The 12,118-nt window shown below is 57.0% G+C and carries 11 protein-coding genes; 7 read left to right on the top strand and 4 right to left on the bottom strand.

Translation table 11 applies throughout. The features are described from left to right. Positions 1–64 precede the first annotated feature (64 nt). A complete protein-coding gene (gene trpB, locus ACYJL1_RS20250) occupies positions 65–1,276 on the top strand; it encodes a tryptophan synthase subunit beta (protein WP_460899178.1) in 1,212 nt (403 codons plus the stop codon). A 228-nt stretch (positions 1,277–1,504) separates the two neighbouring features. On the opposite strand, the gene cueR is transcribed toward trpB, so the two are convergent. Both cueR and ACYJL1_RS20240 read right to left on the bottom strand, forming a co-directional pair. Next, positions 1,505–1,963: a Cu(I)-responsive transcriptional regulator gene (gene cueR / locus ACYJL1_RS20245; RefSeq protein ID WP_460898811.1), complete on the bottom strand. Its 459-nt coding sequence runs from the start codon at positions 1,961–1,963 to the stop codon at positions 1,505–1,507. A gap of 60 nt (positions 1,964–2,023) precedes the next feature. Beyond that, positions 2,024–4,528 carry a heavy metal translocating P-type ATPase gene (locus ACYJL1_RS20240; RefSeq protein WP_460898809.1) on the bottom strand — a complete coding sequence of 835 codons (2,505 nt, stop codon included), beginning with the start codon at positions 4,526–4,528 and terminating at the stop codon, positions 2,024–2,026. A gap of 159 nt (positions 4,529–4,687) precedes the next feature. Here ACYJL1_RS20240 and ACYJL1_RS20235 point away from each other — a divergent pair, with 159 nt between their 5' ends. From ACYJL1_RS20235 to ACYJL1_RS20225, 3 genes are all read left to right on the top strand, one after another. Further along, positions 4,688–4,882, top strand: coding sequence for a heavy-metal-associated domain-containing protein (locus ACYJL1_RS20235; RefSeq protein WP_460898806.1), 195 nt, complete (start codon positions 4,688–4,690; stop codon positions 4,880–4,882). Between the two features lie 14 nt (positions 4,883–4,896). Next, positions 4,897–5,289, top strand: coding sequence for a CopM family metallochaperone (gene copM, locus ACYJL1_RS20230; protein WP_460898804.1), 393 nt, complete (start codon positions 4,897–4,899; stop codon positions 5,287–5,289). Between the two features lie 105 nt (positions 5,290–5,394). Then, positions 5,395–6,936: a multicopper oxidase family protein gene (locus tag ACYJL1_RS20225; protein ID WP_460898802.1), complete on the top strand. Its 1,542-nt coding sequence runs from the start codon at positions 5,395–5,397 to the stop codon at positions 6,934–6,936. Positions 6,937–7,061: 125 nt separating this feature from the next. Here the strand turns inward: ACYJL1_RS20225 and ACYJL1_RS20220 are convergent, their stop codons facing one another. Beyond that, positions 7,062–8,060: a 2Fe-2S iron-sulfur cluster-binding protein gene (locus tag ACYJL1_RS20220; protein ID WP_460898800.1), complete on the bottom strand. Its 999-nt coding sequence runs from the start codon at positions 8,058–8,060 to the stop codon at positions 7,062–7,064. Continuing rightward, complete coding sequence (locus ACYJL1_RS20215) at positions 8,057–8,338, bottom strand: glutaredoxin family protein (protein ID WP_460898798.1); 282 nt, start codon at positions 8,336–8,338, stop codon at positions 8,057–8,059. The genes ACYJL1_RS20220 and ACYJL1_RS20215 overlap by 4 nt, the downstream gene beginning before the upstream one ends. Before the next feature lie 303 nt (positions 8,339–8,641). On the opposite strand from ACYJL1_RS20215, the gene ACYJL1_RS20210 reads away from it, so the two are divergent. From ACYJL1_RS20210 to ACYJL1_RS20200, 3 genes are all read left to right on the top strand, one after another. Further along, complete coding sequence (locus tag ACYJL1_RS20210; protein ID WP_460898795.1) at positions 8,642–9,037, top strand: ArsR/SmtB family transcription factor; 396 nt, start codon at positions 8,642–8,644, stop codon at positions 9,035–9,037. Positions 9,038–9,260: 223 nt separating this feature from the next. Further along, positions 9,261–10,790, top strand: coding sequence for a heavy metal translocating P-type ATPase (locus ACYJL1_RS20205; RefSeq protein WP_460898793.1), 1,530 nt, complete (start codon positions 9,261–9,263; stop codon positions 10,788–10,790). Positions 10,791–10,798: 8 nt separating this feature from the next. Further along, positions 10,799–11,989 (top strand): heavy metal translocating P-type ATPase, encoded by a 1,191-nt coding sequence (locus ACYJL1_RS20200; RefSeq protein ID WP_460898791.1) that lies wholly within the window; start codon positions 10,799–10,801, stop codon positions 11,987–11,989. Positions 11,990–12,118 lie beyond the last annotated feature (129 nt).

Below are 12,118 nucleotides of genomic sequence, written 5' to 3'. Positions count from 1 at the left end.
GGAACCCGACTTGACAGCCTTAACTGACGCCAATTCATTCAAGACAGGCCCCGACGAAGAGGGCATGTTCGGCATTTTCGGCGGACGGTTCGTTGCCGAAACCTTAATGCCGCTCATTCTTGAATTCCAGCAGGCCTATTATGGCGCAATGAATGATCCGTCCTTCAAGGCCGAGCTTCAGGAACTCTCGACCCACTATGCCGGACGGCCCTCAAAGCTCTATTATGCGGAAGGCCTGACCAAACATGTGCGTCAGCTGGCCAAAGATCAGGGTCTGGATGGCGGCGCCAAGATTTACTTCAAGCGCGAAGACCTGAACCACACGGGTAGCCACAAGATCAATAATTGCCTCGGCCAGATTCTTCTTGCCAAGCGTATGGGCAAGACCCGTATCATTGCCGAAACTGGCGCTGGTCAGCACGGCGTTGCTTCGGCGACCGTGGCCGCGCGGTTCGGCCTGCCTTGTGTGGTGTATATGGGCGCGACCGACGTTGAGCGTCAGAAGCCAAATGTCTTTCGCATGAAACTGTTGGGCGCCGAGGTCAAGCCCGTATCATCAGGTCATGGCACGCTGAAAGATGCGATGAATGAAGCCCTGCGCGACATGGTCTCCAATGTCGATGACACCTATTACCTGATCGGCACTGCGGCAGGTCCCCATCCCTATCCCGAACTCGTGCGCGACTTCCAGTCGGTTATCGGCACAGAAGCCCGCGAGCAGATATTGGAGCGTGAAGGCCGCCTTCCCGATACGATTATCGCAGCTGTTGGCGGTGGTTCCAATGCAATCGGGCTGTTTCATTCATTCCTTGACGACAAGAGCGTTGAGATTATCGGCATTGAAGCAGGTGGGCGCGGATTGGACGGCGAAGAACATTGCGCATCAATGAGCGCAGGCCGGCCGGGCGTCTTGCATGGCAATCGCACCTATCTGTTGCAGAACGCCGATGGCCAGATTCTCGATGGCCATTCGGTTTCCGCCGGTCTCGATTATCCGGGCGTTGGTCCTGAACATTCATGGCTGCGTGATACCGGCCGGGTTTCCTACGTTCCGATCCTCGACAATGAAGCGCTGGACGCCTTTACGCTGACAACCCGGACGGAAGGCATTATTCCTGCGCTGGAATCGGCGCATGCGATTGCCCATGCGGTGAAGATTGCACCCAAAATGGCTCAGGATAAAATCATGATCGTCAATCTTTCGGGCCGCGGCGACAAGGACGTGCATACTGTCGGCCAATTGCTTGGATTAGAGTGGGGGTATAGGCCACGGTGAGAGGGGCCTCAAGCGCGGGAACGTGGCTGGCGGCCGAGGTCAAGGCCATGGTCATGTCGTTGATGGAGCGGATGCTGGCCATGCCATAGCTGCGCGGACAGCAAACTCTCTGTGTTCGCAAAATGGATAAAATGTTCGAGATGGACGAAGTCTTGCCAGACGCTGGCTGTTGGCTCGGCCGAATAATCAGCCACATGCGCTACTCCGTGGCCTCGCATGTGAAGTAGATCAAATCCTTTTTTGTGATAGCTCTGCGACAGCTCCCCTGCGAGGAGAGATCGACATGTCTTCATCTTCTGGATCGGTCTCCAGTCCCTGTAATATCGGACAATGCGGGCGGCGGTCACCATGACAAGCATTCACCAGCATTGTGAGCGTGTTGGACATCTCCTGGAGACCCCTTATCTTCTTTTCCAGTTCTTCGATGTGACCTTGCGCCAAGCGTTTTACTTCTGCGCTTTGCCGGGTATCGTCACGCCACAGCCCGAGAAGATCGCTGATCGCGGCAACCGAAAAACCGAGGTCTCGCGCCCGGCGGATGAAGCGCAGCATATGGACATCGGTGCTCGAGTAATCGCGATAGCCGGAAGACTTTCGGTCCGCCGCCGGAATGAGGCCTGTCTGTTCATAATAACGAATCATCTTGGCCGAGACGCCCGATGCTTTTGATGCCTGTCCGATATTCATAAATTCTCTCCTTTAAAGAGCCGCGGTCGATCAAGATATGGGATCGACCGCTGTGGTCTGTTAGTCAGCCACTTTGAACGTGCGCAACCGAAGCGCATTGCCCAGCACGAACACACTCGAAAAGGCCATCGCGCCTGCGGCAAAGACTGGCGACAGCAAGATGCCATAGGCCGGATAAAGAAGACCCGCTGCAACCGGAATCAGGGCCGTGTTGTAGGCAAACGCCCAGAACAAATTCTGCCCGATGTTGCCGATCGTCGCCTTTGACAGCGCGATCGCGTTCGGTACTCCCTGCAGGCTGCCCGACATCAGTACGACATCCGCCGCCTCGATCGCAATGTCCGTACCCGTGCCGATGGCAAGCCCCACATCAGCCTCCGCCAAAGCCGGGGCGTCGTTGATGCCGTCGCCGACAAAGGCGACCTTGCCGTACGTCTCCCTCAGGCGGCCGACCGCATCGACCTTGCCGTCAGGCAGTACTTCCGCCACCACTTCATCAATGCCCAGCCGAGCCGCTATAGCCTTGGCCGTGCGGGTATTGTCGCCGGTGATCATCGCTACCTTGAGGCCGAGATCATGCAGGGCCTTGATTGCCGCAGGCGTGCCGTCTTTGATCGGGTCGGCAACGGCGATGATCGCCGCGAGCTTGCCGTTGATTGCGGCATACAGGGGCGACTTGCCCTCGTTGCCCAGACGCTCGGCAACCTTGGCAAACGCTGCCACGTCATAGCCGAGTTCGACCATATAGCGGTCTGCGCCGATCTCGACGCGTTTGCCGTCGACCTTGGCCTTGACGCCGAAGCCCGTCACCGATTCGAAGTTCGTCACGGCCGGCAGCGAAATACCTTCCCTGGTGGCGGCGTCCACGATCGCGCTGGCAATCGGGTGTTCCGACTTGGCCTCGACAGCAGCGACAAGACTAAGAACAATCGAGCGATCGAAGCCGGCGGCCAGTTCCAGATCAGTCAGGGCAGGCTTGCCTTCGGTCAATGTGCCGGTCTTATCTAGCGCCACAACCTTGGCGTCCTTCAGCAACTGGAGCGCTTCACCCTTGCGGAACAGAACACCAAGTTCCGCACCGCGGCCGGTTCCCACCATGATCGAGGTCGGCGTCGCCAGACCCATGGCGCACGGGCAGGCGATAATTAAAACAGCGACAGCATTGACCAATGCGAAGGTGAGCGCGGGAGACGGACCGAAGGTGAGCCATGCGGCAAAGGTCAGCGCCGCTACCGCGAAGACGGCCGGTACAAACCACATGGTGACCTTGTCAACCAGCGCCTGAATTGGCAGTTTGGAGCCTTGAGCTTCTTCAACCATGCGGATGATCTGCGAAAGCACAGTATTGCCGCCGACCGCCGTTGCGCGAAACGCGAATGCGCCCTTCTGGTTGACTGTCCCGCCGACGACTTCACTACCCACCGACTTTGAAACCGGAACCGGCTCCCCTGTGATCATCGACTCGTCTACATAGCTGTTGCCTTCGACCACCTCGCCATCGACGGGCAGACGTTCTCCGGGGCGAACCTCGACTATATCGCTGGTAACGACCGAGCCAATAGGCAGGTCGACCGTCTTTCCCTCCCTGCGGACGCGCGCTGTCCTGGCTTGAAGGCCTGCCAGGCGCTTTATCGCTTCTGAAGTCCTTCCTTTGGCACGTGCCTCAAGCAGGCGGCCGAGCAGAATAAGCGTAACGATGACCGCGGCTGCTTCAAAATAGACGTTGATCGTACCGGCTGGCAGAAACCCAGGGGCAAAGGTTGAGACCAGTGAATACCCATAGGCAGCAAGTGAGCCAACGGCCACAAGTGAGTTCATGTCAGGGGCAAGACGCCAAAGCGCCGGGAGGCCCTTTTCATAGAAACGAATGCCTGGAATGAAGAGCACAAGCGTTGTCAGTGTAAACTGGATGTACCAGCTCCACTGCATGCCGATCGTTGATTCGATGAGGCCATGCACGCCAGGAATGAGATGGGACCCCATCTCAATCAGAAAGATCGGCGCGGTAAGCACTGCAGCGATAATGAAGTCACGGGTCAGCTCGCGGCGCTCTGTTTCTTTCTTCTCTGCGCGGTCCGCGTTATCGTCTTCACCGCTCTTGCTGTCTGTTCCGCCGATGACCTGCGCCTCGTAACCAACAGCCTGGATCGCCGCGATCAGGTTCGCTGTATCTGCTGTTCCCTTGACCGTCGCGCGCTCCGTCGCCAGATTGACCACAGCCTCAGTCACGCCGGGAATAGCCTTCAGCGCCCGCTCGACCCGGCCGACGCAGGATGCGCAGGTCATGCCCTCAATGGATAGCTCTATCGAACCAGCCAAACTTAATGACTTTTCCGGCACGGAATAACCAACGTTTTCGATAGCCTCGATAAGCTTTGCGCGAGGGACGGCTGATTCGGTTGTGATGCTCGCACGTTCCGTCGCCAGGTTGACCGACGCGGCATCTACACCGGGGACTGCTTTCAAGGCTCTTTCGATACGGCTGACGCAGGACGCGCAGGTCATACCCTCGATAGGTAGCGAAATCGTCCCGGATAAGTTGGTCGTTCGAACGGGGGCATTCATAGCCGCCTCCTTTTTGTTCCGAAATTCAGGTTCGGACTCAAGATGGGGCTTCCAACCATGGGAAGGTCAATAGCAAAAATTCGACGTCGGTGCCCTTGACCTTGCCATGGTTGGAAGCCCCATTTCATGATCATGGCACTCAGGCCAAGGAGAACTTCTATGGAACTCAGAATTGAAAGTATGACTTGCGGGAGTTGCGCAAAATCCGTCACCAAGGCGATTCAGTCAGTCGATCCCGATGCCAAAATCGAGACCAATCCCGGCGCGCGCCTGGTCAAGGTCGAAACGTTTGCTACTTCGGCTGCCCTTCTAAGCGTTCTCGAAGAAGCTGGCTATCCAGCAGTCGTGAACTGAAGCGAAGCGCGATCATGAACAGGCTCACCCCCATCTTCATCGCCGGAGCGCTCGCCATCAGTGCCAGCCTAGCGATCGCACAAAGCCAAATGAAAAAGGACAATGCCATGCAAGATCATAATATGCCGGGAATGAACATGTCGACCTCCGGCAATCCGTCGACGAAAGCTTACATAGCCGTCAACGACGGAATGCATAAGGACATGATGGTCGAGTACACCGGCGATGCCGACATCGACTTGATGCGCGGCATGATTCCGCACCATCAGGGCGCGATCGATATGGCAAAAATCGTGCTTGAACATGGAAAGGATCCCGAGGTTCGCAAACTAGCCGACGAAGTAATCAAGTCCCAGGAAGGCGAGATCGCCATGATGAAGAAATGGCTCACGGCACGCGACGAGTAAGATCCGACATGTGACTATCAGCGTCGCGTTTGACAAAGAAAAACCGAAAGACATCGTCGAGCGGTCTCGCCGTAGACGGTCGAATAACTGAGAGGAAGAGGACAAATGCATCGGCGAACTTTTCTGGCGAGCCTTACGGGACTCGTTGTTGCCGGGCCTGCGACTGCCCAGATGAAGCATGATGTGGGTGGCATGAGCGGCCATGGTGATCACAATATGCCCACAACGGTCGCCAATCCCGTTTTGCCGGAGGGGCAGGCGCTGAAGGAGTTGCCACGTCTGGTCAATCAGTCGGGTGTGCCCGGACTATTCAAAGCTGAGCTCGTAGCAGAACCAGGCGTGATGCGGTTCGTTGAAGGACTTGATACGCCTGTTCTTCTTTATAATGGTACAAACCCTGTCGTCGAGGCAAATGAGGGCGATAAAGTCGAGATCATCTTCAAGAACAGGATTCCTGATCAACCCACAACGATCCACTGGCATGGCATGCCGGTCCCAGCCGATCAGGATGGTAATCCCGGTGACCCTGTTACCTCTGGTGGTGAGCGCATCTATGCGTTCGAACTGCCAGAGGGCAGCGCAGCTTCTTATTGGTTTCATCCCCATCCGCATGGTTTTACAGCCGAGCAGGTCTATCGCGGACTTGCCGGTATCTTTCTGGTCAAACCAATGGATGATCCTGTCCCGCCGCACTACGGCGACACGATCCTTATGCTCACCGACCTGAGGATCGCCGCGGACGGAACAATGCCGGATAGTACCATGGCCGATTTTATGAATGGCCGCGTCGGCGACCATGTGCTGGTAAACGGACAGAAGAACCCGACGATGACCGTAGCGCTTGGCGAAAAGCGCCGCTTGCGTCTCTTTAATGCGACGAATGCCCGGTTCCTGCGGCTCAAGTTCGAGAACGCCAGCATGACCATTATTGGAACAGATGGCGGCCTCATCGAAATGCCTGTCGCCGTCGACGAACTGCTGCTCACGCCGGCCGAACGCATTGAATTGATCGTTTCCTTCGACAAACCGGGAGCAGCAAAGCTCACTACGCTCGAATATGAGCGCGGTTGGATGGGATCCGGCAAGCCGAATGAGGCCGGCATGATCCTGCTGACGGCCAACGTATCAAATGAGGCGGTGGCTGCGACGCCGGCCATACCGGAAAAGCTGCGCTCGATCGAATTGCTCGGAAGCCCCGTTGTCACACGCCGTTTTGCGCTGACGGAAACGATGGGCGGAATGGATCATGGCAGCATGCCGATGCAGGGGATGGATCACTCCAACATGTCTATGCCTTCCGACAGCATGGAGATGAAGTTCCTGATCAACGGTGTCAGCTTCGACATGAACCGCATAGACGAAGTATCAAAAGTCGGGCAGGTCGAGCTCTGGGAAGTCGTCAATCAGGCGGATATGGATCATCCATTCCATGTGCATGGGACGCAGTTTCAGATCATGGAGCACGAAAAGGATGGGAAGGTCACGAAGCCATCCTATCGCGCGTGGAAGGATACTGTAAACATCGTGGCTGGCGAAACGGTGCGGATACTGCTTCGTCAAGACCTGCCGGGGCCGCGCATGTATCACTGCCACATCCTTGAGCACGAACAGCTTGGTATGATGGGTACGGTCGACGTGCAGGCCTAGTCTGTATCAGGCAATGAAATAAAGGCCCGCCGCGATTATATTCGCGGCGAGTCTTTGTCATTCCGCTCGAGTAAGGACCTTATTGCCCGGGGGCAGCACTACTAGGCCGGAATTGGCGTCGGCAGCTATTCCGGGGTAAAGAACACGTCGGCATGCATGTCTTCCTTGCGCAATCCGCGCGCAAAAGCGACCTCCATTGCCGCGTCTACCATCGGTGGGGGACCAGAAACGTAGGCCTTCCAGCCGTCGAGATCGGAAAGATCTTCTGCCACGGCCTGCGTGACGAACCCTCTTCTGAATTGAGTGGACTGCGCCTCGGACAGTACGGGTGCGAAGGTTAAGTTGGGATGCCGTCTGGCGAGGGCGGTAAAATGCTCGACAAGATAGAGATCGCGCTCGGCCCGGACGCCGAAGTAGGCATGGATTGGTTGCTTCATGCCATGGGCGAGAGCAGTTTTCACAATTGATTTAATTGGCGCTATCCCGGAGCCCCCCGCGATGCACAGGATCGGGCCGGAATGATGCTGGCGTAGGAAAGAAGAGCCAAGGGGGAACTCAAGCGTTGCTTTATCGCCGATAGTCAACGCGCTATGCACATGCTCCGAGGTGATGCCGCCGGGAACACGCCGAATGTGGAACTCCAAGCCATCATCGCCATGGCAGTTGGCCATGGAGTAGCTGCGGAGAGGGACTCCACTGAATCCCACCTGGGCATACTGGCCGGCGACAAACAGCAAAGGAGCGCCATCTTCGGGCGCAATCCGGACCAGTTTGATGTCGTGGGTGAGATCATCAAGGCAGGTCACAACGCCGTTAAGGCGTTGTGGAGGCGGGACCTCGTCGTCGTTGCCGAGCCATGCAACCGCCGCATCAGTCTGAGGCAACGCTCGGCAAGCCAGGATAAACCCGTCTTTTTTGTCCTCATCGGTTAGCGCGAAGCGCGAATGCTGAAGCAGTTCCACAGAACCCTCGATCAACCGGGACTTGCAGGAGCCGCAGCGTCCGGATCGGCATCCATCCGGATAGGGAATGCCGGCGGCAAGTGCTGCGTCAAGGATGGTCTGACTGTCCTGGACTCCAAAGGTGATTCGAGACTGGCGGATCTGAACGAGTTTGGCGGTCATGCCCGCTTCTCCACACGTCCTTGCGTCAATCCAAGCGCTCTGATGATACCCGGCTTCTGATTCTGGAATGTTCCGTAAAACATTTCGGAACCGACGATTGTGATCGGCGCTACCCGCACGCCAGTCCGCTCTTTTGCCTCCGCGGCGATCTGCGGGTTGGTAAGATCGCGTTCCTCGTAGGCGATTTCTTGCTGGTTAAGCCACTGCTTGAGTGCATGGCAATCTGGACAAGTTGGGGTCGTATAGATGAGAATGCTCCGTATGCTGACTTCCGTCATGTTCTTGCCTTCTATGAAACTGATGCGGGTTCACTCGCGCCGACCGTGTGGAGATCTGCCGGGTAGAGCACAGTGACTAGAGGGTGCGGCTTCCAGCGCTTGTAAGGTCAAGGGCTGTTTCAAAAGGCATTTGGCCAGTCCGGGAATATCGGGAGTGAATCGAGAGCTGGCCGGCCGGGAGGCACTTGCTGACGCATTGCGATTGCTCGTTCTTCCTGTAATGGTATTTCATTATCATGGTGGGCTGCGTCTCACTGTGAACAATTCAGCGAGCATCTTTTCTGTACAGGTAGTTTGAGCCCCATGACACCTCTTAAGCCTAAAGCCCACAAAGTGAAACAGAACGACATTGAAAGCTCCGCGACCGCCGGGGTGCCCGTTCAGTCGCTGGATCAATCCTCTTTATCTCCGAACGAAATTACGATTCTGGCGGAAACCTTTCGCCTGCTCGGCGATCCGTCTCGTTTGAAGATAATTTTGAGCTGTCTGGCCGGCCCGATATCTGTGAGCGAGATTGCAGAAAGATTGGATCTGTCCTTATCCCTTGTCAGCCATCACCTTCGCCTTTTGCGGGGAGCACGTCTCGTCAGCGGCGTACGTCAGTCAAAGCAGATTTTTTACGAGATAGCCGACCAGCACGTCAGCCAGGTGCTACAGGACATGGCGACGCACATCTCGGAAGATCATGCGGACGAGTGATCAGGGCGGACACCTGTGCTTGGGGCTTGACCTATTCCTGAACAGTCTGCGAACGTCATTCTCGATCGTGGGGTGCTGTCCAGACATACACGCGGACAGACCAGAGATATTTCGAATACCAACACTTGAATAGTTATTCATGTGTTGGTATTGATTCCCATTGAAGCCATGCAGGTCCCTAAAGGCGATACGCCCGACTGCTCCGGCGAGAAGGAGAATCAGAATGACGAAAAAACTTTCAACGGCGGGAGTAGGGGAACGGCTCGGCTTTCACGTCGACGGCATGGATTGTGCAAGTTGCGTCGGGAAGATTGAAACTGCGTTGGGTCGTATGGGTGGAATTTCAGACGTGGCCGTCAACTTCGCCACCGAGACATTGTCTTTTTCGCGAGACCCTGCCAGCAAGACGACAGCGAAGGACATTGCCAAGAAGATCCGTTCGCTGGGATTTGACGTTACGGCATTGCCGGCATCCGCCACGCCTTTAATGCAAGCCGAGCGCGGACACTCCCATGCCGGAGGATGCTCCGGCAACCATGATCATGACCACGACCAGGGAAAGAAGGACCCATCGTCCGGGTGTGGAACCGACGGCCACAAGCACGACCATGATCACAACCACGAGCATGACCACCACCATGGGCACGATCATGATCATGATGGGGGTGACTGCAGTGGACACAGTCACGCTGCGCAAGCACCCGTTCCTCACACGGACGCGAACTCCCTGCCCAATGTTTCGATGCGGATCGAGGGTATGGATTGCGCCAGCTGCGTCGGCAAGATTGAGGTTGCGCTGGCCCGCATCAACGACGTTTCGGACGTTCGCGTGAATTTCACGACAGAGATGCTTCAGCTTACGCTTGCTACCAATTCGGTCACGAAAGTCTCCGACATTGAGAAGATGATAAAAAGTCTCGGCTTCGGGGTGTCGGAAACACGCCAGCTATCATCATCATTTGATGCCGGCCACGACGTCGAACTTGAGGCGGCCACTGTACCGCCGATGCGCAATCAAAGCTGGTGGCAAACGCGTAAGGGCAGGCATGTTGTCGCTCTCGGCCTGCTGATGGGCTCAGCTTATGCGATCGCCCAGTTCATCCCGCTCTATGCTGAATGGATTTTTGCCGCTGCCGTCGTCGCAGGAGTCATCCCGTTCGCCCGCAAGGCTTTCGCGCTCGCAGTCTCCGGATCTCCGTTCTCGATAGAAACACTGATGTCGGTAGCTGCCGTGGGCGCTCTTGTTATCGGTGAAGCGGAAGAGGCGGCCGCGGTGGTATTTTTGTTCGCCGTCGGCGAGCTTCTTGAAAGTGTAGCGGCAGGTCGGGCGAGGGCAGGCATCAAGGCACTTGCGTCACTCGTACCCAAGACAGCGGTTCTACTCGACCCCAACGGCGGCCAGCGCGGCATTGCTGCGGCTTCCCTCCGCGTGAACGATCTTGTGCTGGTGCGTCCGGGCGATCGCGTACCCGCTGACGGGCAAATCATTCTGGGAACTTCCAGCCTCGACGAGTCTGCTGTTACCGGAGAATCCATGCCGCGGGAAAAAGCAAAGGGCGACAGCATATTCGCTGGCTCTATCAACGTCGACGGTGTCCTCCAGGTTCGCGTCGAGAAAACGGCGGCCGACAACACGATCTCGCGTATCATCCATCTCGTTGAACAGGCTCAATCATCCAAGGCACCAACGGCCCGATTTATCGAGAAGTTCAGTCGCTACTATACGCCTGCGGTGATGCTGATGCTGCTCTGATCATCACAGTGCCACCAGTAGCCATGGGAGAAGATTGGTACACCTGGCTTTATCGCGGTCTCGCGCTTCTGCTGATCGCCTGCCCCTGCGCGCTGGTCCTATCCACGCCAGCCGCGATTGCCTCTGGTCTGGCGGTCGGCACCCGCCGCGGCCTCCTTATAAAGGGAGGCCATGCGCTCGAAATTATAGGCAAGGTGACTGCCATAGCCTTCGACAAGACAGGCACGTTGACCGAGGGGAAGCCGCGCGTAACAGAAGTGTTTGCATTCGGGAAAGGTGACGAGATGAACGTCCTTGCCCTCGCCGCGGCAGTGGAGAGCGGTTCGAATCACCCGCTCGCGAAAGCGATCATAGGACATACGGAAGCCGCCGGGATCGCTATCCCACCCGCAACCGACGCTTCCGCCACAGCTGGCAAGGCGGTGCATGCCACAGTGAAAGGCCTCCGCCTGGCGGTCAGTTCGCCTACCCATGCCGCACAAGTGGCAAACCTCGGACCATTGGAACGCAAGACCATCGAGAAGCTCGAGGAAAGCGGAAATACCGTCGCCGTTCTGTTTGACGAACAGGCGAGGGAGGTGCTCGGCCTCGTAGCCTTGCGCGACGAACCCCGACGTGATGCGCGTGAAGGTGTTGCCCAACTCAAGGCAATGGGGATTCGCTCCGTCATGCTGACCGGCGACAATCGCCGAGCCGCGCAGTCCATCGCCAAGGATCTTGGGATCGACTGGAAAGCTGAGTTGCTGCCACAGAACAAGCTCGATCTCGTCAATGAGATGAAGCGGAAGGCCAAAGTGGCAATGGTTGGCGACGGCATTAACGATGCACCTGCTCTTGCGACCGCGGATGTCGGCATCGCTATGGGCGGTGGAACCGATGTGGCTATCGAGACGGCGGACGCTGCCCTGCTGAAAAGCCGCGTCACCGATGTCGCTCACCTGGTGGCACTTTCGCGCGCTACAATGGCCAACATTCACCAGAATGTTATTTTTGCGCTGGCGCTCAAAAGCCTGTTTCTCATCACAAGCATCCTCGGGATCACGGGGCTGTGGATCGCCGTGCTTGCCGACACCGGCGCGACGGCCCTCGTGACGCTGAACGCGCTACGACTACTCCGCTTTAAAGGCGCGAAACAGACCGGCAGTGGCACGGACGAAGGCAAGTCTTCGCGCCCCTTGGTTCCAGCCGAGAGCCATTGATTGGAGCCGATAAGCCCGGCTGCTCCCTCATTGCTGGTTCAGGGAACACCAATTCACGGTGTTCCCTGACACGAACTTCCTCGAACCGTATTGGCGAAATGGGTCACGTGCCGTCCGCTGCCGCGCATG

The organism is Phyllobacterium sp. K27, assembly GCF_054796155.1.
The sequence above is the reverse complement of the archived record's forward strand: the minus strand, read 5'-3'. Positions and strand labels throughout refer to the sequence as shown.